General features: G+C 62.0%; 22 protein-coding genes. 5 read left to right on the plus strand and 17 right to left on the minus strand.

Annotated features, from left to right (window positions below):
• Positions 1–25: 25 nt before the first annotated feature.
• Positions 26–769 (minus strand): LytTR family DNA-binding domain-containing protein, encoded by a 744-nt coding sequence (locus A0O30_RS18415; RefSeq protein WP_015268539.1) that lies wholly within the window; start codon positions 767–769, stop codon positions 26–28.
• A gap of 296 nt (positions 770–1065) precedes the next feature.
• Here A0O30_RS18415 and argH point away from each other — a divergent pair, with 296 nt between their 5' ends.
• The gene (argH, locus tag A0O30_RS18420; protein WP_105947436.1) at positions 1066–2460 is read left to right on the plus strand and encodes an argininosuccinate lyase; all 1395 of its coding nucleotides are present in this window, start codon (positions 1066–1068) and stop codon (positions 2458–2460) included.
• 131 nt (positions 2461–2591) lie between these two features.
• Here argH and A0O30_RS18425 read toward each other — a convergent pair whose 3' ends face one another.
• Complete coding sequence (locus A0O30_RS18425; RefSeq protein ID WP_105947437.1) at positions 2592–3254, minus strand: glutathione S-transferase; 663 nt, start codon at positions 3252–3254, stop codon at positions 2592–2594.
• A 147-nt stretch (positions 3255–3401) separates the two neighbouring features.
• On the opposite strand from A0O30_RS18425, the gene A0O30_RS18430 reads away from it, so the two are divergent.
• A complete protein-coding gene (locus A0O30_RS18430; protein ID WP_105947438.1) occupies positions 3402–3704 on the plus strand; it encodes a hypothetical protein in 303 nt (100 codons plus the stop codon).
• A 69-nt stretch (positions 3705–3773) separates the two neighbouring features.
• Complete coding sequence (locus A0O30_RS18435) at positions 3774–4019, plus strand: TIGR02647 family protein (protein WP_016714401.1); 246 nt, start codon at positions 3774–3776, stop codon at positions 4017–4019.
• A gap of 27 nt (positions 4020–4046) precedes the next feature.
• On the opposite strand, the gene A0O30_RS18440 is transcribed toward A0O30_RS18435, so the two are convergent.
• Entirely contained in the window at positions 4047–5978 is a 1932-nt protein-coding gene (locus A0O30_RS18440) for a cytochrome c/FTR1 family iron permease (protein WP_105947439.1), read from the minus strand.
• 325 nt (positions 5979–6303) lie between these two features.
• On the opposite strand from A0O30_RS18440, the gene A0O30_RS18445 reads away from it, so the two are divergent.
• On the plus strand, positions 6304–6759 hold the full coding sequence (locus tag A0O30_RS18445; protein WP_105947440.1) for a transposase: 456 nt from the start codon (positions 6304–6306) through the stop codon (positions 6757–6759).
• Positions 6760–7035: 276 nt separating this feature from the next.
• Here the strand turns inward: A0O30_RS18445 and A0O30_RS18450 are convergent, their stop codons facing one another.
• The 8 genes from A0O30_RS18450 to A0O30_RS18485 all read right to left on the minus strand — a co-directional run bounded on the left by A0O30_RS18450 (position 7036) and on the right by A0O30_RS18485 (position 14184).
• Positions 7036–7287: a DUF3077 domain-containing protein gene (locus A0O30_RS18450; RefSeq protein WP_025337270.1), complete on the minus strand. Its 252-nt coding sequence runs from the start codon at positions 7285–7287 to the stop codon at positions 7036–7038.
• Positions 7284–7559, minus strand: coding sequence for a hypothetical protein (locus A0O30_RS18455; RefSeq protein WP_105947441.1), 276 nt, complete (start codon positions 7557–7559; stop codon positions 7284–7286). The genes A0O30_RS18450 and A0O30_RS18455 overlap by 4 nt, the downstream gene beginning before the upstream one ends.
• 563 nt (positions 7560–8122) lie before the next feature.
• Positions 8123–9541: an efflux transporter outer membrane subunit gene (locus A0O30_RS18460; protein ID WP_105947442.1), complete on the minus strand. Its 1419-nt coding sequence runs from the start codon at positions 9539–9541 to the stop codon at positions 8123–8125.
• Entirely contained in the window at positions 9538–10413 is an 876-nt protein-coding gene (locus A0O30_RS18465; protein WP_019097418.1) for an HlyD family secretion protein, read from the minus strand. The genes A0O30_RS18460 and A0O30_RS18465 overlap by 4 nt, the downstream gene beginning before the upstream one ends.
• A complete protein-coding gene (locus A0O30_RS18470; protein ID WP_003255905.1) occupies positions 10410–10622 on the minus strand; it encodes a DUF1656 domain-containing protein in 213 nt (70 codons plus the stop codon). The genes A0O30_RS18465 and A0O30_RS18470 overlap by 4 nt, the downstream gene beginning before the upstream one ends.
• The gene (locus tag A0O30_RS18475; RefSeq protein ID WP_105947443.1) at positions 10619–12706 is read right to left on the minus strand and encodes an FUSC family protein; all 2088 of its coding nucleotides are present in this window, start codon (positions 12704–12706) and stop codon (positions 10619–10621) included. Before A0O30_RS18475 ends, A0O30_RS18470 begins: the two co-directional genes overlap by 4 nt.
• On the minus strand, positions 12703–13155 hold the full coding sequence (locus tag A0O30_RS18480) for a MarR family winged helix-turn-helix transcriptional regulator (RefSeq protein WP_060499478.1): 453 nt from the start codon (positions 13153–13155) through the stop codon (positions 12703–12705). Before A0O30_RS18480 ends, A0O30_RS18475 begins: the two co-directional genes overlap by 4 nt.
• 234 nt (positions 13156–13389) lie before the next feature.
• Positions 13390–14184 carry a tetratricopeptide repeat protein gene (locus A0O30_RS18485; protein ID WP_016714395.1) on the minus strand — a complete coding sequence of 265 codons (795 nt, stop codon included), beginning with the start codon at positions 14182–14184 and terminating at the stop codon, positions 13390–13392.
• A gap of 207 nt (positions 14185–14391) precedes the next feature.
• Between A0O30_RS18485 and A0O30_RS18490 the strand changes: the two genes are divergently transcribed.
• Positions 14392–14952 (plus strand): WYL domain-containing protein, encoded by a 561-nt coding sequence (locus A0O30_RS18490; RefSeq protein WP_105947444.1) that lies wholly within the window; start codon positions 14392–14394, stop codon positions 14950–14952.
• Between the two features lie 110 nt (positions 14953–15062).
• Here A0O30_RS18490 and A0O30_RS18500 read toward each other — a convergent pair whose 3' ends face one another.
• The 6 genes from A0O30_RS18500 to A0O30_RS18525 form a co-directional block, all read right to left on the minus strand.
• On the minus strand, positions 15063–15926 hold the full coding sequence (locus A0O30_RS18500) for an ABC transporter permease (RefSeq protein WP_060499481.1): 864 nt from the start codon (positions 15924–15926) through the stop codon (positions 15063–15065).
• Positions 15927–15940: 14 nt separating this feature from the next.
• A complete protein-coding gene (locus A0O30_RS18505) occupies positions 15941–16804 on the minus strand; it encodes an ABC transporter ATP-binding protein (RefSeq protein WP_105947446.1) in 864 nt (287 codons plus the stop codon).
• A 6-nt stretch (positions 16805–16810) separates the two neighbouring features.
• Positions 16811–17830: an ABC transporter substrate-binding protein gene (locus A0O30_RS18510; protein ID WP_105947447.1), complete on the minus strand. Its 1020-nt coding sequence runs from the start codon at positions 17828–17830 to the stop codon at positions 16811–16813.
• A 17-nt stretch (positions 17831–17847) separates the two neighbouring features.
• On the minus strand, positions 17848–18747 hold the full coding sequence (locus A0O30_RS18515) for a TauD/TfdA family dioxygenase (protein WP_105947448.1): 900 nt from the start codon (positions 18745–18747) through the stop codon (positions 17848–17850).
• 198 nt (positions 18748–18945) lie between these two features.
• Positions 18946–19287 carry a tryptophan synthase subunit beta gene (locus A0O30_RS18520; RefSeq protein ID WP_105947449.1) on the minus strand — a complete coding sequence of 114 codons (342 nt, stop codon included), beginning with the start codon at positions 19285–19287 and terminating at the stop codon, positions 18946–18948.
• Positions 19288–19432: 145 nt separating this feature from the next.
• On the minus strand, positions 19433–24152 hold a 4720-nt coding region (locus tag A0O30_RS18525), incomplete at its 5' end, for an immunoglobulin-like domain-containing protein (protein ID WP_146256317.1).

Raw genomic sequence — 24152 nt, forward strand, 5'->3', positions numbered from 1 at the left:
AAATCCACAAACTTACGAAAAAGCCTCAGAGGGTTTGCATCATCTTGCGCACGCCAGCCACATGCCGACGGCTGACGGTCAGGGCATCACCGTCCAGGCCTTTCAGGTACAACTGAAAATGCCCCAGCGGGGTGCGCTGCAGGCGCTCGATACGTTCACGGGCCACCAGCGCATTGCGGTGGATCCGCACGAAGCGTTCGCCAAACTCGTCTTCCAGGGCCTTGAGCGGCTCGTCGAGCAGCACCTCCCCGGCCTCATGGCGCAAGGTCACGTATTTGTGGTCGGCAATGAAATAGATCACCTGGGGCAAAGGGATCAGCTCGATACCTTTGCGCGTGCGGGCACTGATGTGGCTACGCGGGCCGCCACCTTCATTGGCCGGCCGGGTAAGCGCCGCCAACTGGGCGCGGTTGGGTTTTTCGGCCTTGCGCAAGGCATCGCGCAGCGCCTGGGCCTGGAAAGGCTTGGTCACATGGCTGAGGGTACTGTCCTTGAATGCCTCGGCACCGTATTCATCATCCCCGGTGCAAAACACCACCGCCGGCGGCGCCTCGCGTTCGCACAAGCGTGCGGCAACCTGCAGGCCATCCAGGCCTGGCATGCCGATGTCCAGCAGGACCACATCGGGCTTGAGGCTTTCGATCAGCGCCAGGGCCTCCTCGCCGTTGGTGGCGCTAGGCTCCAGCACGGTGTAACCCTCCAGTTCGCCGAGCAGCCGGCTAAGCCGTTCACGGCCTTGGGGTTCGTCATCAACGATCAGGACATTCATAATTGCGCTGGATTCCTGAATGAGTCTCGCACAGGTATAGCGTAGACAGGTGTGGTTCGAGCGACACTGCGGTCACGCTCTAGACCGGTGCGATGGCCAAAGATTCACTCGGCCGGCAGATTCACTGCCAGTCCTCTGTCCAACTGTAGACGGTCCGTGGAACACTGCCGTTCATTCCTTAAAATCGTTCACCACCATTTTCCGGGCATTTCTCTCGACCAGCGCCCTGCGGCGGCCAGCCCAACCCTGCTATCATCGGCGCCACTTTTTCGTTCACGCCTGCAATGAGTGAATCCATGAGCACCGACAAGACCAATCAGTCCTGGGGCGGCCGCTTCAGTGAGCCCGTCGACGCCTTCGTCGCCCGTTTCACCGCCTCGGTCGATTTCGACAAGCGCCTGTACCGCCACGACATCATGGGTTCGATCGCCCATGCCACCATGCTGGCGCAGGTCGGCGTGCTCAGCGATGCCGAGCGCGACACCATCATCGATGGCCTGAAAACCATCCAGGGCGAGATCGAGGCTGGCAACTTCGACTGGCGCGTCGACCTCGAAGACGTGCACATGAACATCGAAGCACGCCTGACCGACCGTATCGGCATCACCGGCAAGAAGCTGCACACCGGCCGTAGCCGCAACGACCAGGTGGCCACCGATATCCGCCTGTGGCTGCGCGATGAAATCGACCTGATCCTGGCCGAAATCTCCCGCCTGCAGCAGGGCCTGCTGGAGCAGGCCGAGCGTGAAGCCGAAACCATCATGCCTGGCTTCACCCACCTGCAGACGGCCCAGCCGGTCACCTTCGGCCACCACCTGCTGGCCTGGTTCGAAATGCTCAGCCGCGACTACGAGCGCCTGGTCGACTGCCGCAAGCGCACCAACCGCATGCCCCTGGGCAGCGCCGCGCTGGCGGGCACCACCTACCCGATCGACCGCGAACTCACCTGCAAGCTGCTGGGCTTCGAAGCCGTGGCCGGCAACTCGCTGGACGGCGTGTCGGACCGCGACTTCGCCATCGAATTCTGCGCCGCTGCCAGCGTGGCGATGATGCACCTGTCACGCTTCTCCGAAGAGCTGGTGCTGTGGACCAGCGCGCAGTTCCAGTTCATCGACCTGCCGGACCGCTTCTGCACCGGCAGCTCGATCATGCCGCAGAAAAAGAACCCGGACGTACCAGAGCTGGTACGTGGCAAGAGCGGCCGCGTGTTCGGCGCCCTGACCGGCCTGCTGACCCTGATGAAAGGCCAGCCGCTGGCCTACAACAAGGACAACCAGGAAGACAAGGAGCCGCTGTTCGACGCCGCCGACACCCTGCGTGACTCGCTGCGTGCCTTTGCCGACATGATCCCGGCGATCAAGCCCAAGCATGCCATCATGCGTGAAGCGGCCCTGCGCGGCTTCTCCACCGCCACCGACCTCGCCGACTACCTGGTGCGCCGTGGCCTGCCGTTCCGTGACTGCCACGAAATCGTTGGTCACGCGGTGAAGTATGGCGTGGACACCGGCAAGGACCTGGCCGAGATGAGCCTGGACGAACTGCGCCAGTTCAGCGACCAGATCGAGCAGGACGTGTTTGCCGTGCTGACCCTGGAAGGGTCGGTGAATGCCCGTGACCACATTGGTGGTACGGCGCCGGCGCAGGTGCGTGCGGCGGTTGTGCGCGGCAAGAGCCTGCTGGCTTCGCGCTAAGGCCCATTGCGAGGGCTTTGCCCTCGATCGCCGGCAAGCCAGCTCCCACAGGGACGGCGCTTTCCTTGAAAGTTGCACTGTACCTGTGGGAGCTGGCTTGCCGGCGATGGGCTGCGAAGCAGCCCCTGCTTTTAGCGTTTACCGCTTCGAATCATCTCCATGAAGGCTGGCATCGCCGCCTCCTTGTCCGCCACGATCCGCGCCATGTGTGGGTTCTCGCCCATCAGTTGCAGCAACGCCTTGCCCTGCGGAAAGTCCGCCAGGAAGTCGATGTTCAGCACCTTTTTGCCCACGGCATAAGCCAGGTCGACCGAGAAGCAGAACATCAGGTCTGCCAGCGTCAGTTGCTCGCCTGCTACAAACGGCGCAAAGCGACCGTTACGCTTGAGGGTTGCGAATCCGGCCAGCAAATCGGCCCGGGCTTTCTCTTTGACCAGCGGCTCAACCGACATGCTGAAGAACGATTCGGCATAGCAAGTACGCGCTGGCAGCTCGATATACAGCTCGATTTCCTTGAGCAGCTCACGCACCTTGGCCTGCCCGAACGGGTCGGCCGGCAGCAGTGCCTTGCCGCCTTGGGTCTGTTCGATATAGTCGAGGATCACACTGGTTTCACTCAGGAAGCCGTGTTCGGTTTCAAGCACTGGCACCTTGCCGCGTGGGCTCACTGCCAACGCCTGTGGCGCCTGGCCGCCATAGAATGCGACTTCCTCGAAGGGCAGGCCTTTTTCCAGCAGGGCCAGCTTGACCATGTTGTAGTAGTTGCTGACCGAGAATCCGTAAAGCTTGAGCATGAGGTAACAGCCTCCAGGCCGTAAGGGGTTGGCCCGGCTTTTATAGACCGTACGCCCGCCCCTGACCAGCGTCATGCACCCCGTCAATGCCCGGGCATTGCCGCCACAGGCGTGGCACACTGTGCATCCCATCACAGGAGTACCGCCATGAGCGAGCCCACCGACATCGATAATGACGACGACGAAGCCTTCGCCGAGGCAACGCTGACCCAGGCCATCGAGAACCAGATCGAAAGCGGCGAGCCGCCAGCCGCCAAGGCCACGTTCAACAAGCTGACCCTGGTTGGCTACGAGCGCGAGGACATCCTTAACCTGATGGCCCATGTGCTGGCTTTCGAGATCGACAACATGCTGACAGACGACCGCGAGTTCAACGGCGAGTGGTACGAGAACGCCCTGCGGGCGCTGCCGGAGCTGCCGCCTGAGATGGATCAAAGCGAGGACGAATAATCCGACTACACTCCAAGGTCAGGCACCGCTGACGGTGCCGCCATCCTTGTCTGGAAGTCAGGAGCCGCCATGCCTTTTACCCCCGATCTGATCGACGAACTGGAAGTACTCGCGCTGTTCAAACACGACAGCAGCCAGGAAGGCATCAAGATAACCAGCACCGCCGCCCCTGCCCTGATCGCGGCTGCGCAACGCCTGCATGAAAAAGGGCTGACCGATCAACCCGATGGCGGCTACCTGACCAGCCTGGGTCATGACGCCGTCGAAAGTGTCCAGCTGCTGCAGAACATTCTCAAGGCACCACAACCTGCCTGATCAAATAGGTTTCTCAGGATGGCGGCCTCAGTTGGCCGCCGCCCTGCGCTTTTCCGCCAACCGCGAGCGCCCATACAGGAACATGATGGCCAGCAAGGCCACCGCCTGCGCCGACAGCGAGTAGGCATCGGCATGAATCCCAAGCCAGTCGAACTCGAAGAACGCCACCGGCCGCGTACCCAGTACACCGGCCTCTTGCAGCGCTTTCACGCCATGCCCGGCAAACACCACCGACAGCGCGCACAGCAGCGCGGCGTTGATACTGAAGAACAGTGAAAGCGGCAACTTGGCCGAGCCACGCAGGATCACCCAAGCCAACCCCACCAACAGCACCAGCGCCGTGGCGCCACCCGCCAGCACCGCCTGGTGCCCGGCCGGGCCTGCCTGCAGCCACAGGGTTTCGTAGAACAGAATCACTTCGAACAGTTCGCGGTACACCGAGAAAAACGCCAGCAAGGCGAAGCCGAAACGCCCCCCGCCACTGACCAGGCTGCTCTTGATGTAGTTCTGCCAGGCTGCGGCGTGGCGTCGGTCATGCATCCACACGCCGAGCCACAACACCATCACTGCAGCGAACAGCGCCGTGCAACCTTCCAGCAGCTCGCGCTGGGCACCACCCACATCGATCACGTAAGCCGCCAGCGCCCAGGTGGCAAAGCCTGCAACCAGCGCCAGGCCCCAGCCAATGTTGACGCTGCGCACCGCCGACTGCTGGCCGGTGTTGCGCAGGAAGGCCAGGATCGCCGCCAGAACCAGAATGGCTTCAAGGCCTTCGCGCAGCAGAATCAGCAAGCCGGAGATAAAGCTCAGCGACCAGCTCAAGCCATCGCTACCCAACAGCTTCGCGGCCTGGTCGAGCTTGGTCTTGGCTTCGGCCAGCCGTTGCTCGGCCTGGGCCACGGGCAGCCCGTCCTGCAACGATTGGCGATAGGCCATCAGGGATTTTTCGGTGTCCTTGCGCACTTGGGTGTCAATGTTGTCCAGTGAGCTTTCCACCAGTTCGAAGCCTTCCAGGTAGGCCGCCACCGACAGGTCATAGGCCTGGTCGTGATCCCCTGCACGGTAGGCGGCGAGGCTCTTGTCCAGGGTACTGGCGGTGTATTCCAGCAATTGCGCCGGGCCACGTTTGACCTGCGGCGGCTGGGCACGCTGGGCGCGGAACGCCTCCAGCACCGCCGCACCTTCGTTGGCAGCGACCTCGGCTGGGGTCTGGCGTGCCAGGTCGGCGATGTTCCAGGTCTTGTCGCCTTTGGCGGCCTGTGGGTTGGCTGAGAAACTGGCGATGTAGGCGGCCACATCCCAACGCTGACGGTCGTCCAGCTGGTCGGCGAAGGACGGCATTTCGGTGCCGTCGATGCCAAGGGCCAGGGTGTTGTAGAGGTCGAACAGGCTCAACTGGTCGAGGCGGGCGGCATCACGCAGGTTGGCCGGGGCAGGTTCCAATCCTACGCCCGCTGGGCCATCGCCTGCGCCTGTGTCGCCGTGGCAGATTGAGCAGTTTTGCGCATAAAGGGCAGCACCGCGGGCCGGGTCCGGGGTGATCACCGGAGCCTGGCTGACTTCATAAGCAACTGCCAGGCGAGCACCCAACTGCCGGGCCTGCCTGGCGACGGACGCGCCGTCCTGGCGCTGGTCGATAGCCAACCTCAACGCCTGGACGCCCTGCTCCAGGCCCGCTTGCTCGGCGTTTGCCGGCAAGGCCTTCACCAGGTCGGCCAATACCGTGCTGAACTCCTGTTGTTCACGGTATTCGCCATCGTCGATCACCTTGCCATCGCGCACAGTCGGCGGGTAGTCGGCGCCGATGTAATCGAGCAGGTGCAAGGCCTTGGCGGCCTCGGCGGGGGCTTCGGCCATCGCCATGGTGCTGCACAGCGCCAGCACCGGCCACAGCAGCCAGGCAAGCAGACGGGAACGGGTTTTCATGGCCAGTCTCGGAGGGAATGCGAAAGAGAACATTGTTCACTCCGACTTGGCTTCCCTCAAGGGTGCTGGGCGGATTTCATGAAAAATCTTGCTACAAATCTGATAAAGCGGGATGACCTGGACGAGGGCCGGACGCGATCGCTGTAGGAACTGTCTTGTGTTGCCTGTCAGGGCCTCATCGCCGGCAAGCCAGCTCCCACAGGTACCGCGCTGTCCTCAAGCTCAGTGCTGGACCTGTGGGAGCTGGCCGGCGATGAAGGCTGCACCGATGCCTTAGAAATACCGGGTACCAATTGATCCATCGCGGGTAGAACTGTAGCCGCTAGCCTGTTGAACAATTCATCAGGAGGCAGGGAACATGGATCGTCCCCACTCAGAGCAGTTGCGGCTTGGCCGGTTTTCGGAAACCAGCCGATTGTATTTGCTTACAAGCACCACTCTTAACAGAGCCCCAATCTTTAATGACTTTCACTCAGCCCGCTTGCTGGTGGCAGAGCTCCGTCAGGCTGAGGAAGAAGGTGCCGCCCGATCTTTGGCATGGGTGGTAATGCCAGACCATTTTCACTGGCTGGTCGAGCTTGGCCCGGCCAGTCTGAAGCGCCTGATGCGCCGGGTGAAATCTCGCAGCACCATGATGATCAACAGGCACCAAGGGCGAAGCGGCCAGCTCTGGCAGAAGGGGTTTCATGACCGGGCCTTGCGCCGAGAGGAGGATGTGCAAGCTGTGGCGCGGTACATCGTCATGAACCCGAAGCGGACAGGCCTGGTTTCAAGGGTTGGGGATTACCCCCATTGGGATGCGATCTGGCTCTGACTGGATGTTGCCTATCAGGGCCCTATCGCCGGCAAGCCAGCTCCCACAGAGTTAATCATCAGCCTTGCAGCAGGTGCTGACCTGCCAGGGCCTCATCGCTGGCAAGCCGGCTCCAACAGGATCCTCATCTGCCTTGCAGCTGTTGCTGACCTGTCAGGACTTCATCGCTGGCAAGCCAGCTCCAACAGGATAATCACAGTGCTCGATGGCAGTGGAGTGCCTGTGGGAGCTGGCTTGCCGGCGATGGGCCGCACAGCGGCCCCAGGTTCTTGAAGGCTATTGAAGAACCTTGTTCATTCCTCGCTCCATATCATCGATCAGTGCCTTGGCCATCTCACTGAGTATCCGCGCAGCACTACCGGCAATACGGTCATTTTCCATTTCCGCCTCGGTAGTGAGGTGGCGGATACAACCGAGAAGCACGGATAACTGAGAAAAGGCATGGCTGAACGGCACATTAGGCTGCAGGCGGAACAGGTCAAAAGTTTCCACCCCTGCGGTCGCAGAGTCCCTGGGATCATTGCTCATCGGGTCGCTCCTTGATCGTGGCAGGTTGCATGTGCGTGATCGCACACGGCATTGATCAGGCGGCAGAGCAAACGAATGTTCATGCCCATGGCATTGCGCATGTCGCCGGGGGCATTGTCGAGCAGGACTGTAGTGGTGTGGTCGATGGTCAGGGTGAGGGCGCTGATCAGCTCTTCGCAGTCTTTGGGGCTGAGAGGGTCGACTAGCGAGAGGGCGGGAGGGTCGAGCAGAAGCAAATCGGTAACAGGTGGGTCGGGGACGAGCTTTTTCATCGCAGAACTCCGTATGGGAATTGAACTGCTCTCCTCCTCGTCTCACGGATTTGGGTGGCAGTCGTGTACGGTGTGAGACCCGGGACATACGGTAACCCCGGCCAGGCCAAAGCCTGTCCGCACACGACCGCCATAAAGCGGTGCTACCGAATGGAATCCGGGTGTCTCACGCCCGATCGCCTTGCGAGGCGACCCCATGACAGTATTCCGGGAATACTTCCCAGCCAAGACAGCACCTTCCGACAGGTGCTGTAGGATAATTCGACAGGACATCCAAACTGAAGCAGTTGGTTCCAGGTTCGGAAATGTCTTACGGCTCTAGAACCTAGGCGAGGGCTTTGCCCTCGATCGCCGGCAAGCCAGCTCCCACATAGTCCGCACCACCTTCAAGGCATGCACAAGCCAGCTCCCACATGGTCCGCACCACCTTCAAGGCATGCACAAGCCAGCTCCCACATGGTCCGCACTACCTTCAAGGCATGCACAAGCCGGCTCCCCAGGTGAACCACATGCCTCAAAAGCGGTGGAGTACCTGTGGGAGCTGGCTTGCCGGCGATTGGGCCTCAAGGCCTGGCGGTATCCTTCCAGCCACCACCGAGGGCAAGGAACACCCCAATCTGCCCCATCGCCACTTGGCTGTTGGCCGTCGCCAACTGCGCGCGCATATCGGTATAGGTACGCGTCGCCTGCAAATCCGCCAGGAACGACTCACGCCCCGCCTGGTAATACCGGTGCGTCTGGTCCGCCGCTTCCTTGGCCGATTTTTCTGCCTCGGCCAGCGCATCGCGCCGGTCCAGCAGCGCGCTGTATTGCGCCAGGCGGGTCTGGGTTTCGCGAATGGCGTTCAGCACCACACCATCAAAGTTTGCCAAGGCCGCTTGGGTAGAGGCTTCGGCCATGCGAATGCGCGCACGGGTACCGTTGGTAGGGATGGTCCAGCTGATCTGCGGGCCGAAGCCCCAGCGGTTGGTCGCGGGCTCACCCAGGTTCTCCAGGATGCCGATGGTGCCAACCTGGGCGCCGATGCTGATATCCGGATAAAGCGCGCCAGTGGCAACGCCGATGTACGCGGTGGCCGCAGCCAGCTGGCGTTCGGCCTGACGCACGTCTGGACGGCGCTTGAGCAACGCGGCGCCATCGCCCACTGGCACCAGCTGGTTCAGGTGCGGCAGCTCGGCACAATCGGCGGTGCCGGCAGGCAACTGGTCAACAGGCTTGGCCAGCAGAGCCGCCAGGGTATACATGCCGGTCTCGCGCTCGGCCTTGAAACGCGGCAGTTCGGCACGCAACGATTTGAACTGGGTTTGCGACCGGGTGACCTGGGTTTCATCACCACGGCCGGCATCGCGCAGGCGCTGGTTCAGCTTCACGCTCTGCTCCTGCAAATCGAGCGACTCGCGGGCGATGTGGTATTCCTCGTTGGCCGAGCACACTTGGGTATAAGCCTTGACCACATCCGCCACCAGGGTGATGCGGGCAGTGTCGGCAGCGGCCTGCACTGCGTCGGCATTGGCCTTGGCAGCCTCGGTACCGCGCTTGAAAGTGCCCCACAGGTCGAACTGGTACGAAGCGCTGATGATGGCCTCGCCGATGTTGGCCACCGGCACCTTCTCGGGCAGCAGGAAGGCTTCACCCGACTCCTGCAGGCGCTGGGCACCCAGTTTGACGCCGCCGTTGAAGCCACCTTGCGATTCGGCCACTTCGACCTGCGCGCGGGCCTTGGCGATGTTGGCGGCGGCTACGCGCAATTCGGTGTTGGCACTCAAAGCCTGGCGCACCAGTTCGTTCAGCCGCTGATCCTGATACAGCTGCCACCAGTCCTCAGGCACCGGTGCCGAGACCACGCTGTCGGCATCCTGGCGCAACGGGCCGTTAAGGTCGCTGCGTTGTACCGCCGCGTCCTTCGGCACCTCATAGTCCGGGCCCACCATCATGCAGGCCCCCAGCGACAGGCACAGGCCGGCCAGGATCAGCTGTTTCATGGGTGCTGGCCCTCGATGATCGACACCGTGGCGGTGCGCCCGGCAATCATTCGGAAGTCTGCCGGCACTTCGTCGAAGGCGATGCGCACCGGAATACGCTGGGCCAGGCGCACCCAGCTGAACGCCGGGTTGACGTTGGGCAGCAGGTTGGCGCCGCTGCTGCGGTCGCGGTCTTCAATGCCGGCAGCGAAGCTTTGCACATGGCCGCGCAGGCGGGTGTTGTCACCCATCACGCGAATGTCCACGGCATCACCGATCTGGATACCGCCCAGCTTGGTTTCTTCAAAGTAGCCATCGACGTGGTACGAAGCGCTGTCGACCACCGACAGCACCGGGCGGCCGGCGGTGACGAATTCGTGGTTACGCGGGGCGCGGTCGTTGAGGTAGCCGTCAACCGGGCTGCGCACCACCGAGCGGTCGAGGTTGAGCTGGGCGGTATCAACCGCCACCTGAGCCTCGCTCACAGCCGAGCGGGCGCGGGCCTCGCGGGACTGGCTTTCTTCCAGTTGCTCGGCGGCCACCAGGTTGCCCAGCTTGCGGTTGCGCTGCGCTTCGCGCGAGGCCTGGGCCAGGGTCTCCTGGCGCTCGCCGAGGGTGGCCTTGGCCTGGCGCAGGGCCAGGGTGAAGCGGTCCTGGTCGATGGTGAACAGCACGTCGCCGCGTTTGACGGTCTGGTTGTCGCGCACCTCGACCTTCTGGATCAACCCGGACACATCCGGGGCTATCTGGATCACGTCGGCGCGAATGTGGCCGTCGCGGGTCCAGGGGGCAAACATGTAGTACACCACCATCTGCCACACGAGCACGGCGGCGAAGGTCACTACCAGCAAGGTCAGGACCACACGGCCCAAGGTCAGCAAAGGTTTTTTCATGGCAGCATCAGGTTTCGGCAAAAGTGGTCCACCGCGCCAAGCAGCACGGCATACAGGGCAACGTTGAACAACGCCCGGTGCCAGACCAGGCGGTAGAAGTGCAGGCGCACCAGCACCGCGTGCACCCCCAGGAACAACAGGTAGGTGCCAAACATCATCACCAGCAGCGTGGGCAGGAACACCCCGCTGATATCCAGTTCACCAATCACAGGGGTGCTCCGTCGAGGCCGGGGGGCAGTTGCGGTTGTTCGGCGGGTTCGAGCATCACTTCCACCCCCGGCAGCAGCGCCAGTCGCAAGCCGCTCAGGGCATGCAGCAGGTGGGTGCGGGCATCGCCGCGCTCGTACAGCTCATCCAGGTTCAGCGCCAGGCGTGCGCGCTCCATGTTGCGCAGCAGTGCGGCCGGGGCATGCAGGCGTTCGCCGGCACGCAGGCAGGCGGCGTAATGTGCGCCAACTTCCTCGACCACCGTGTTCAGGCGTTCGCGGGCTTGCTGGCCGGCACGCGGCATGTAGGCGAGCAAGTCGAGCAGGTTTAGCCCTACGCGCAGGTCGCGCAGTGCCACGCCGCTGTCCTGGCCGGTTTGCGACAGCCGCGGCAGGTGCTGCATCAGGCGGTCGAGCATTTGCACACCCACCTGGCGGTGCTCGGCCAGGGTGGCGGGTTCGGTCATTTCGACGATGTCGCGCCAGGCGAAGCGGGTCATGCGTTTGGCCGCCAGTTCCACCCCGAACGGGCGCATTACCAAGGTCCAGATGAACGCGAACAACAGGCCCACGGGGCCGGCCAGGTTGGAGTTGAGGAAGGTGAAGAAGTCGGCGTCGTAGGCGCCCTGGATGCTGATGAAGGTCGAGGTGTTGACGATGGTCAACAAGGTACCCAGGTAGAAGCGCGGCTGCACGGTCAGGGTGCCGACGCAGATGAACGGCACGGCGAAGGCCAGCACCAGCATCGGGAAGTCGTGCAGGTTGGGCAGCACCAGGAACAGGTACAGGCTGGAGAAGATGACCGACATCAGCGTCCAGAAGAAGAACCGGTAGATCTGCGGTGCCGGGTCGTCCATGGCGGCAAAGAAGCTGCACGACACAGCGGCGAGGATCACCGCGCTGGCGCCGTCGTTCCAGCCCAGGCCGATCCACAGGCCGCAGGCGACAACGATCGCCAGTACGGTGGAGGCCACTGAATACAGCATCAGGCCACGGTCGAAGAACGCCGTCAGGCGGCCTAGGCGCCAGTGGCGGTACACCGCGCGCCAAGGCTTGGCATCGTCGGTACGCAGGGCATGTTGCAGGGTACAGCAGTCCTGCCACAGGTCAGCCCATTCGCTCAGACGGTACAGGGCGTTGGACAGCAGCAGCTCGGCACGTTGGTCGAGGGCAGCAGCGCCGGGCTGCAGGCGATCGATCTGTTCATGCAGTGCGGTCCAGCGTGCGACCGAAGCACTTTCGGCAGTGCCTTTGAGCCATTCGCGGGCAGCCTCAAGCACTGGCTGAAGCTGAACGAACTGCGCCGGGGCGCGGCCTTCCAGGGCAACCAGTGCGTCATCAAGGGCGTCGATCACTGGCAGCAGGTGAATCATGCGCCCGCGCAACTCACGGGCGTTTTTCAGCGTATGCGGGCCGGCGCCTTCATGGCCGAGCTGGCCGATCATCAGCTCCAGCGAGTTGAAGGTGGCGACCATCGCCCCGCGCATGCCACCAACCTTGTCGGCACTGACTTCGCGGGCCAGGTAGGTGTCGCTGTAGCGGATCGCTTCGGTGAACCAGCTACCGGTGGCGCCAACCACCACAGGGGCAAGCCGGCGCGGCCAGAAAATGGCACCGACCACTGCCGCGCAGACGATACCCAGGCAGATTTCCTGCGCCCGGGACGATGCCACGTCGAACACTGCCAGCGGGTTATCCACAACCGCCAGCGCAATCATCGGCAGGGTATAACCGGCCAGCATCAGCACGTAGTTGTTGGCCGTACGCAGGTTCAGCGACAGGAACAGCAAGGTGCCCGTCCACAAGGCAATGGCGATACTCAGCAACAACGGCGACTGCACCAGTGGCGGCACCAGGAAAATCGCGCCACCGGCCCCCAACAGTGTGCCCACGGCGCGGTACAGGGCCTTGGAACTGGTCGGGCCGACGAACGGGCTAGAGACGATGTACACCGTGGCCATCGCCCAGTAGGGACGCGGCAACTGCATGAGCAGCGCAATGTACAGGGCGATCATGGAGGCCGCGAAGGTACGCACGCCGTAGAACCAGTCACGCGCCGGGGGGACTGAGCTGAAGAAACCGTTCATGCCGCCCCGCCCGTGCTGCCCAGGCCGGCCGCTTCGAAGGCACGCAGCACGCGCAAGGCAGCTTCCAGGTCGGCCTGGTCGATGCCGTTCAGCACATCGCGACGCAGGCGAACCAGCTCGGCTTCGATGGCTTCGGCCAGGGCGCGGCCTTCGGCGGTCAGGCTCAGGGCTTTGGCGCGGCGGTCCAGTGGGTCCTCGCTGCGGCATACCAGGCCGGCCTTGCACAGTTGGTCGAGCAGGCGCACCAGCGACGGGCTTTCGAGGCCGGCAGCCTGGGCAACAGCCACCTGATGCACGCCATCACCCAGGCGCACGATCATCAGCAGAGGCGCGGCGCAGGCCTCGGAAATACCGTAACCGGTCAGGGCGGTGTGGCAGATGCGCCGCCAGTGGCGGGCGGCAACCACCATGCCGCTGCTGACTTGCAGGCGCAGGAGATCAAGGGACATGGAAGGAACCAAGGATATTCATAGTTTGCTAACTATCAATATACGCCTTGCCCTCCCCCTGTCGTCAACAGGGGGTGACAGAGGGTATGAATGAATTGTTGTTCATTTTCCAGCCTGTGCTGGCCCTTTCGCGGGCACGCCCGCTCCCACAGGTACCCCACAAATCCTGAGCCTTGTGGTTTTCCTGTGGGAGCGGGCGTGCCCGCGAAGAGGCCGGCACAAGCTACAGAAAACTCAGGGCTGAATCTGATCTTCCAGTTTCATGGTCAGGGCCAATGTACTGCCCATCTGCACAGCCCGGTCCCGCCACTCCTGGTAGCGCACCGCGTCCCGGCTGCTGAAGTGCACCGCCAGCTCCTCGGCTGCCTGTACCACCCCCGCCGCTGCCGCCAGCTCCAGCCAGTACAACGCAGCCTTGAGGTCGGCATCCACATACAGCCCGTGCATCAGCCGGTAACCCACCTCGAAACGGCAGCGTGCCTCACCCCGCTCGGCCCCGCGCATGAACCACTGGTAAGCCTGCACCAGGTCGACCTGCCAATCCTGGTCGCCATCGCACACTTCCTCCTCATACAGGTCACCCAATGCTGCAGCCGCATGCAACATGCCCCGTTCGAAGGCCTGCCGGTAGCACTCCGCCGCCTGCACATAGGAGGGGTCGATGCCTTTGCCAAAATAATGCTGCTGCCCGAGATTGAACCAGGCGGCGGCATTGCCCTGCAGAGCAGCCATGCGCAGCAGGTGACCGGCCAGCACGGTATCGGCGCGCCAGTACTTTCCGTTGAGCCAGATCCAGCCGAGGTCGTTCAGCGCCGCCACACTGCCTTGCAACGCCTGACGGCGCAGGTCGACGTATACCGCCTGCAGATCACTGGCCTCATCCAGGCGGTTGACCAGCAATGAGCGCTGGCTGGGCAAGCCCACGCCGGCGAACAGGGGTAGCCGCCTCCCGACGGGGGTCGGTGGAGCGATGACCCGCTCGGGCAGAAGGCGGGCAAGCAGCGAATGGATATTGCTGGCAGCAGACATGTTCATCCTCATTGAACGACGCACAACCCCAACCTTCGGCTGTGATGAGGCGTGATTCTGCGTGACGTCACGTCAAAACCTGTCGCGAACGATTCGGTACCAGGCAACCAAATGCGACTTCCTTGATCTGAGCAGGCTGTGGCCAATTGCCATGCCCCTCGCGTGCCGCCATCCTATTGCGGCAAGCCTAGACAAGGACGTTATCTTTTGCCGTTCGCCACCACCCGCGCCACCCTCAGCCGACAGTGGGCACTGCTGCGCCAGCTGCCCAGCCGCTCCCCAGGCATAACCAGCGCCGAGTTGGTGTGGCGCCTGCGTGACGTGGGCTTCACGGTCAGCAAACGCACGGTCGAGCGTGACCTCAACGAGCTTTCGCTGATATTTCCGCTGGAACGCAATGACAAGAGCATCCCGTTCGGCTGGCACTGGTCGGCAAGTGCGGTGGGCGAATTGCGCGGTAATTTCGACTTGCTGACGCACCTGCGGGGGGACGCGTTGCAACCGGCGCAGGGTGAGGGTGTGGAGCTGGTGGCGCGGATCAGCGACGCACTGGCGCGGCAGTTGCGGGTTGCACCGTTGAGCAACGATATGCAGCTGACGGCGCTGGAGCATGGGCATCGGTTGCGGGCCACGGTGAACGATGGCTGGCCATTGCGCTGGTGGCTGTTGAGCCATGGGGATGGGGTGGTGGTGGAGCAGCCTGCGGGGTTGCGCGAGGAAATTGGCAAAATCCTCAGTAATGCAGCTGCGCAGTACCAGACTGTATAGCCTGAACTGGCCCTATCGCCGGCAAGCCAGCTCCCACAGGTACTCCACAGGTCTTGAGGTTTGTGGCTTTCCTGTGGGAGCTGGCTTGCCGGCGATAGGGCCGGATCAGGTCAACGCTGCATTCCCCAACGCCGCACAGTCAGCCGCTCCAGGGTGTTGAACACCAGCCCTTCCACCAACAACCCGATCAGGATCACCACCGCCAACCCGGCAAACACCTTGTCGGTATACAGCTCGTTGCGGTTCTGGAAGATGTACCAGCCTAACCCGCCCTTGCCGCTGCTGGCACCAAAGACCAGTTCGGCAGCGATCAGGGTACGCCAGGCAAACGCCCAGCCGATCTTCAGCCCCGACAGGATCGACGGCAAGGCCGCCGGCACCAGGATGTGCAACACCAGCCGCAGCCCTTTCAGGCCATAGTTGCGGCCAGCCATGCGCAGCGTTTCCGACACACCAAGGAAACCGGCGTAGGTATTGAGCGCCAACGCCCACAGCACCGAATGCACCAGCACGAAGATCAGGCTGTTGTCGCCCAGCCCGAACCACAGCAAGGCCAGTGGCAACAGCGCAATGGCCGGTAACGGGTTGAACATCGACGTCAGTGTACCTAGCAGGTCCCGACCCAGCTGGGTCGAAACCGCCAGACTGGTCAGGCCAAAGGCCAGGACGATACCCAGCACATAGCCCTTGAGCAGTATCACCAGCGAAACCCCGACTTTGGCGGGCAGTTCACCGCTGGCCAGGCCGTCCCACAGGGCGGCGGCGGTTTGCAAGAAGCCTGGCAGCAGCAGGTCGTTACCCTGATAACGGGCTACGGCCTCCCACAGCATGGCGATTACCAGCAGGATAACCGCCTTGCGCAGCCAGCCTTGCTGCCACAAGCGCTGCACCAAGGGGAGTTGGCGTTCTACAGGCACACTGAGCAAGGGCTCCAGCTGCACCTCGTATTCCTGGCGTACAGGTGTAGTGGTCATGGCTGAAGCTCCTGTCAGTAGGCGATGCGGATATCGTTGAAGCCAAGGTCGTCTGCCTGTTCCGGGGTATCCGCCTCGTCGAACAGCAAACGGTGAATATGCCGGGCACTGGCCTGGAAGTCGCTACCACCCAGGCTGCCCAGGTTGTACTGGTGGCTGTGCACTTCGGCACGCACCCGCCCCGGGTGCGGCGACAACAGCAGGATCCGGTTGCCAACCACCAGTGCTTCTTCGATGGAGTGGGTGACGAACAACAGGGTGAACCGCACTTCCTCCCACAGCAGCAACAGCTCTTCCTGCATCTTGCGCCGGGTCAGCGCATCCAGGGCGGCGAACGGCTCATCCATCAACAGGATCTTGGGCTGGGTGGCCAAGGCCCGGGCAATTGCCACACGTGCCTTCATACCACCGGACAACGTGTGTGGATAAGCATCGGCAAAGGCAGCCAGACCGACCTTTTCCAGATAATGCAGCGCCCGTTCCTCCGCCTCCGCCCGCTTGAGCTGGCCAGACACCAGCAGCGGAAACATGACGTTCTGCTTCACCGTTTTCCACGGCGGCAACTGGTCGAACTCCTGAAACACCACGATGCGGTCGGGGCCTGGGCCACGCACTGTCTGGCCCTGCAGCAGAATCTGCCCTTCTTGCGGCTGGATAAAACCGGCCACGGCTTTGAGCAGGGTGGACTTGCCACAGCCGGAGGGGCCGAGCAGTACAAAACGATCAGCGCGGTCGACTTCGAAGCTGACCTGATGGGTGGCCCGCACCACGCGTTGCGCGGTGCGGTATTCGAGGCTGAGGTTATCCACCTTGAGCAAAGGCGGCGTTGCGACACGGCTCAGGTTGCTGGCCGTGTGGCCTGGCAATGGGGCGGTCATGATCGGTCAGCTCCCCTGCAGCGGGCGTTCATCCTGGAAGAAGTAGTCCTTCCACGACTCCGGCTTGTGCTTGATGGCGCCTACCCGATAGAGGAAATCGGCCAGCTTGTAGGTGTTCTTGGGCGTAACGGTGAATTCGTACTGTGGGTTGTCGATCAGCTTGATCAGCGTGTCGCGGTCGATCTTGGCCTTGGTTACGCGGATATAGGTGTCGGCGGCAGCCGCCTTGTCTTTCTGGGCGAAGTCTGCGGCTTCGGCCAGAGCATCGACGAAGGCCTTGTAGGTTTTGGGGTTGTCCTTGCGGAACTTCTCGGTAGCAAACAGCAAGGTCGGCGAGTTGGGGCCGAGCAGGTCGTAGCTGTTGAGCACCACGTGCACGTCCTTGTTGGCCAGCACCTGGTCCTGGAACGGCGGGTTGGAGAAGTGCCCGTTCAGCTCGGTGCCGCCCGCCAGCAGCGCGGCGGTGGCGTCCGGGTGCGGCACGGCCAAGGTGTATTTGTCGAGGCGGTTGTATTCCTTGTCGCCCCACTGCTGGGCAGCGGCGTACTGCAGGAAGCGCGACTGCACCGAAACACCTACCGCCGGAACGGCGATACGGTCTTTGTCGGAGATGTCGGCGATGGTCTTCACGTTGGGGTTGCTGCTGACCAGGTAGTACGGGAAGTTGCCCAGCGAAGCCACGGCCTTCACGTTCTGCCGGCCCTTGGTGCGGTCCCAGACGGTCAACAGCGGCCCGACGCCAGCGCCGGCGATGTCCACCGAACCGGACAACAGTGCGTCGTTGATGGCCGAGCCACCCGACAGCTGCGCCCAGTCGACTTCGATGTCGATGCCCTGCTCCTTGCCGTGTTTCTCAATCAGGTGCTGGTCACGCACCACGTTCAGCAGCAGGTAGACGATGCCGAATTGTTCGGCAATGCGGATCTTGCCTTCGGCCTGGGCCACGGCGGGGGCAGCCAGGCTGCCGACGACCAGGCTTGCGCCCAGGCCGATGCTTGCCGCCAGGCGGCTGATGGATTTGCGCATGATGGTTTCCTCAGTCGTCAGAACGGGGCATCGCCCTGGATGGTGGTGCGGTACAGCTTGCGCCGCAGGTGCGCGGGGCAGCCGGTGGCCAGGTGGATCAGTGAGCGGTTGTCCCAGAACACCAGGTCATGGGGCTGCCACTGGTGGCGGTAAATGTTCTGCTCCAGCACGCTAAGGGCATACAGTTGCTGCAGCACGTCGCGGCTTTCGTCGTCTGGCAGGCCGACGATGCGGGTGGTGAAGCCTTCACTGACGAACAGGGCTTTGCGGCCGTTTTCCGGGTGAGTGCGGACTACCGGGTGGATGACTTCCTTTACCTGCGCCAGTTGCTCGGCAGTCAGGGTCGGGCGCCAGTTGCCTTCGAATTTGGTCTCGGCGTAGCGGGCGGTGTAGGAGTGAGCGGCACTGCGGCCCTCGACCACTTTGCGCAGGGCGTCAGGTACAGCGTCCCAGGCTTTGTGCATGTCGGCGAACAGGGTGTCACCACCTTCACTGGGCAGTTCCTGGGCATGCAGCATGGAACCGAGGCTTGGCAGCTCCTTGTACGACAGGTCCGAGTGCCAGAACTTGCCGGCATCACCCAGGCCGATGTTCTGGCCGTTCTCGATGATGTTGGAAACGATCAGGATCTCGGGGTGGCCAGTCAGCAGGAACTGCTTGAGCACATGGATCTGCAACTCACCGAAGCGGCGGCTGAAGGCGATCTGCTGTTCCGGGCTGATGCGCTGGTCGCGGAACACCAGCACATGGTGGTCGAGGTGGGCGCGGTGGATACGGGTGAAATCCTCGGCGCTGACCGGTTTGGTCAAGTCCAGGCCGATAATCTCGGCGCCTACGGCACCGGAGAACGGGCGGATTTCAAACACTTGCGGCTGGGCGCTGTCGATGGACGACAAGGCGTTCAAGGCGGCTGACATTTTTCACTCCCACGCAGTGCGCGACTTCAATGGCGCGCAACGATCAGAAACGCACGGGGTTTTCCCGTGTGGGTTCAAGTCGTGCGGCGCATCGATTGGTCGACGGGTACGCAGTGGAAGTGACTATAAAGTCATAAGAGCAATATTTTAAATACCTTTAACGCATAACCATAGCACTGGGGGCGGGGCGGCCCGCGATCAGATCAGCCCGCCCTGCTCTTCTTCATCGATGAGGTTATTCAGGCTGCTGAGCGCCTTGCGTGCCGTGGAGCGGTTGAGCAGCTTGGCCTGCGCGCCTGGCGGCAAGTCAGTGATCTTGAACACGCCCTTGGCGGTCAGCACATCGATAAGGTCTTCAAGCACGCGGATCATGTCCAGATCGCTTTGCTTGAGCTGGTTCAGGCTGTTTTCCACAACGTCATCGGCGAACCATTCCTGAACATCGGCATGGTCGGCGGGGAGCATTTCGGTGAACTGGTCAAAAGCGGCTGCTTCTACCCGCAGCAACTGGCCAGCGGCGTCGCGTTGCACGTAGAACATGGCGGTGTCCCTCGTCACGTTGGTTCCTTGTTGGTAGACAGCAGCATAGGCAAAGATCGCCAGGCACGCAGGCCCGGCGCAAGAGTATGCGCTGTTGGCAGATGGCAGGAAAGAGCCGGGGCCGCTAAGCGGCCCCGGTGGTCTATCAGCTGTCTTTGTTGTGGATGATGATGGTTGGGTCGGCACCGCTGATCAACGAGTTGATCGTGGTGTTGGACCAGTTCACCCCTTCCAGCTTGATGGTCACGTCGGCGTTGGCGATACCACCTTCGGCGTTCAGCTTGCCTTCGCTGCTGACTTGCAGCGTCGTCGTGCCTTCCACCGTGGTGAGCTTCAGGTAGTTGTCGATGGTGCTGCCCTTCTCGCCCTGGAGCAGGTCCTTCAGGTCGATACGGTCGCCCTCGGCCACCTTGAAGTCCTTGATCACGTCGTTACCGATGTCGCCCGCCTTCCACACGAAGGTGTCGGCACCGCTGCCACCGATCAGGATATCGTTGCCCTGGCCACCGATCAGGGTGTCATTGCCGGTACCGCCCAGCAGGATGTCATTACCTTTGCCGCCATCGAGCGTGTCGTTACCACCCTGACCGAAGAGGATATCGTTGCCATTGCCGCCCGACAGGATGTCGTTGCCGTCTTTGGCACCGGAGATATCGAACTCGGTGTAGTGCTCGGTGATGTACTGGTGGACATTGCTGGTGGTAACGGAGCTGACCTCGACACCGCTCTTCTGCGCGACGTAAGTCTGCAGGGCCTGGTAACCCTCGCTGACAACACCGTTGAGGGTGATCAAGTCACCGAAGATGATGTCGTTGCCATTACCACCATCGATGGTGTCGGCACCTGGCACCGTTGCTTCGGAGTGGCCGAGAATCGCCTTCGCCAGGTCGGACGGGTCGATGTTGGTCTGCGGCTTGCCGGCGCTGTCGTATGGCTTCAAGTCGTTCAGCGTGACATCGCTGTTCAGGCCGATAGCCTGGACTTTGCTCAAGCCGCTGGTGCCACCCAGCACAGCGAAACTCGCGGTGGAACCTGCCGCCGAGTCCACGTAGTTCCAGTACTCTGCGTAGCCAGTACCGTCCAGGTTGGAGAACTCGTAGGTGCCATCGCCCTGTGCATGCAGGGTGCCGACCGTCTTGGTGGAGTCAAGCACCAGCGTACCCCAGCGGTTCTCGGAGTATGTCAGCACCTTGACTACGCCACTGCTGCTGATCTCGACCTTGTGAGTCGCGTCGGCCCAGGCACTGAAGGTATCGCCCATCTTGTAGTTGTTGACGTTGACCACATCATCCAGGTTCTTGCCATTCTTCCACAGGCTAGGGTTGGTGTTCTCCCCGCTCTGGTAATAGGTCGGCTTACCATCGGTAATGAAGTAGGTCAGGTTCTCCGCACCTTTATTGCTGGTGGCCATGGTGCTGTTGAAGAAGTTGGACGTGGTTTTGAACGCGTCTTCATAGTTGGTACCGCCACCGTTGTAGCCACCCACCATCGAGTTCAGCACCGCCTGCAGCTTGCTCAGGGCATCCGGGTCGGCAAGGTTCACCGCCACGTTCTTGTTCACCTGAGTGTCGAAGTCGACCAGGAAGATGTTCACGGTACCCGAGGTGTCGGAGCCCAGGCTGGCCTTGAGCGAATTGAACACCGAAGCCAGCTGCGTCTTCGCGTCGGCAATCGACTTGTCGCTCATACTGCCCGAGCTGTCGACCATGAAGGCGATGTTGTAGTTCTTGCCCTGAACCACGTTCAGGCCCGCCACGTCAGCAACGATGATGTCGTTGCCTTCGCTGCCGGTCATCGTGTCGTTACCCGAGGTACCCACGCTGGCCTTGTAGGTTGCGGCATACACCGTCACCGGGATATTGCCGGTAGTGATGGCCGAGCCGCCCAGGCTTTCGGTGGCAGTCGAGGTGACCGTGATGTCGAACGAGCCTTTGTAGTAGGCCGGCGGAGTCAGTGTCAGGCTGCTGAGTTTCCAGCCCGTCACATCTACCGGGCTACTGCCTACCGTTACGGTATGGCCAGCACCATCGCTCAGCACGGTCCCTTTCGGAATGCCGCTGAGGGTTACGTTCAGGGTTTCGGAACCGTCGGTATCGGTCAGGGCGGTGGAGATACCGACCAGTTTCACCGAACCACCTTCCGGCCCTTCGTTGAGCTTGTAGCCGTCGTAGTAGCTCTGACCATTCACGGTGTGCAGATCGGACACGCCCAGGCCAGCGTTGGCCATCTCGGTGACGTTCTGGTACATCTTGATGTTCGAGCTGCTCAGGTCGGTAACAGTACCCGAGCCTACCTGGATGTTCAGGTCATAGCTGCCTGGACCGGACTGGTTGGCATGGTAGACCTCGATCGGGTAGTAACCGCTGGTGGTCGGGGTAAAGGTGCCCGAAATCTTGCCACCAGCACCCCAGGTAGCCGTGACCACAGTGTTGCCACCGATGGTGAGCACGAAGCTGTCGTCAGCGGTACCGCTGAAGGTATAGGTCTTGCCAGCCTCCAGGTAGATCAGGCCCGAGGTCTTCGAACCGGTGCCAGCGGTGACGCTGCCATCGGACTGCACGTTGATAATGGTGCTGCTGGAGTTGGCACTGCCAGAGTTGGCAAAGACCGTCTTCAGGTCGTCACCGGTAATGCCATTACCACCAGTACCCAAGTTTTTCAGGGTGTTCCAGACTTCCTTGGTCAGGCCTTTGGAGTCGATATCAGCGCTGCCGAAGCTCAGGGTCGGCTTGTCGGCAACCGGGCTGATGTCGACCTTCATGGTCACTTCGCTGCCCAGGTTGGTGCCGTCGTTCGGCTTGAACTTGAACTGCGCGTAGTCGGCCTGCTTGTTGCCTACGCCGTTGCCACCATAGTTGTCCGCGCCCGACTGGTTGAGAGCCGGCACAAACTTCAGGTTATTGGCAGTGATGTCGGCCTGGCTGATCACCTGGTTGACCGTCACGTTCACCCATGCAGTACCGTTGAAGAATTGCAGGGTGCCAGCGGCCGGGAGCGAGGTAATGGTTACGGACAAGCCAGTGTTGCCATCGGCATCGGTGGTTTTGAAATCACTCCATGCAAACACGTAGTCAGTGTCTTCCACACCAAACACCGCGCCACCGGGCGAAACCGGCAGGTGGTCGTTGTCGAGGATGGCAGTGGTCACACTCGACTTGGTGCTGTCAACTTGCAGGTTCTCGAAGGTACCACCGGTGGCGGTTTCGATCTTCACGGTGAAGTTCTCAGTACTTTCGACCAGCTTGTCGTCGATGGTAGCGATGTTGAACGTCGTGCCTGTGCTGTTGGCCGGGATCTTCACGGTGGTGACACCAGAGAAGTCCTCACCGTTCTTGGCGGTGCCACTGTAGCTGAGCGTGATGGTGACTTCGGACTTGGACGCATTGCTCAGGGTCAGCGTGTACTGGCCAGTTTCACCTTCAGTCAGCGAAGTGGTACCGGTGATGCCGACCGTGGTGACGTCGCCCTGGTTGCCCGTACCCGGTGTGCCCGAGCCTGGTTCGTCGGTCACGGTAGTGGTGACCGGCGCCTTGTCCAGGGTCAGTTGCTCGAACTTGCCGACGTCGGTGCCGCTGACCGAAGCGATCGACTTCACGACCGGGTCGTTGGCGCCCACGTACGGGTTGTCCGGCGCAGTCACGGTGGTAGTACCCACAGTGCCGTTGGCCGGCACAGTGATGGTGGTCTTGCCGTCGTTCAGCGTGAAGGTCAGGGCCGAGTGGTTGTTGATTGGCAAGCCATCTTTGTTGGTCAGCGTCACGGTGTAGGTGATCACGCCGCCTTCAGTGACCGACGGGGTAGCAGTCAGTTTCGCGATGACTTCGTCGGTGGTGTCGGTGACGGTGACCTTCGCCGCATCGCCCAGCTGCAGGTTCTCGAACGGACGGTTGCCGATGTCGGCGGCCGACTTGATACCCAGGCTGATTTCACCGCCGTCTTTGTAGACATCGTCGCCTTGTGCAGCGTGCTCGTATGGCGCGCTGGTCTGGCCGGCCTTGATGGTGACCTGGGCGTTGTTGCTCAGGGTCACGACCAGGTCGTTGGCCAGTGCCGTGTTGATGTGCACGGTGAAGGTCGGCTTCACGTTCTCGGCGACCGAGGTCTGGTCGGCAGTAATGGTGACCAGCACCAGGTCACCCTGGTTACCGGTGCCCGGAGTACCCGAACCCGGTTCGTCGGTGACGGTGGTGGTGACCGGGGCCTTGTCCAGGGTCAGCTGTTCGAACTTGCCGACGTCGGTGCCGCTGACCGAGGCGATCGATTTCACGATCGAGTCGTTGGTACCGATGTAGACGTTGTCCGGCGCGGTGACGGTGGTAGTACCCACAGTGCCGTTGGCCGGCACGGTGATGGTGGTCTTGCCATCGTTCAGCGTGAAGGTCAGGGCCGAGTGGTTGTTGATCGGCAAGCCGTCTTTGTTGGTCAGCGTCACGGTGTAGGTGATCACGCCGCCTTCCGTCACCGAAGGCGTGGCAGTCAGCTTCGCGATCACTTCGTCGGTGGTGTCGGTGACGGTGACTTTCGCCGCATCGCCCAGCTGCAGGTTCTCGAACGGACGGTTGCCGATGTCGGCAGCCGACTTGATGCCCAGGCTGATTTCACCGCCGTCTTTGTAGACGTCGTCGCCTTGGGCAGCGTGCTCGTATGGCGCGCTGGTCTGGCCGGCCTTGATGGTGACCTGGGCGTTGTTGCTCAGGGTCACGACCAAGTCGTTGGCCAGTGCCGTGTTGATGTGCACGGTGAAGCTCGGCTTCACATTCTCGGCGACCGAGGTCTGGTCGGCAGTAATGGTGACCAGCACCAGGTCACCCTGGTTACCGGTGCCCGGAGTACCCGAACCCGGTTCGTCGGTGACGGTGGTGGTC

It is taken from the genome of Pseudomonas sp. LLC-1, assembly GCF_002992185.1.
GTDB classification, from domain to species: domain Bacteria; phylum Pseudomonadota; class Gammaproteobacteria; order Pseudomonadales; family Pseudomonadaceae; genus Aquipseudomonas; species Aquipseudomonas monteilii.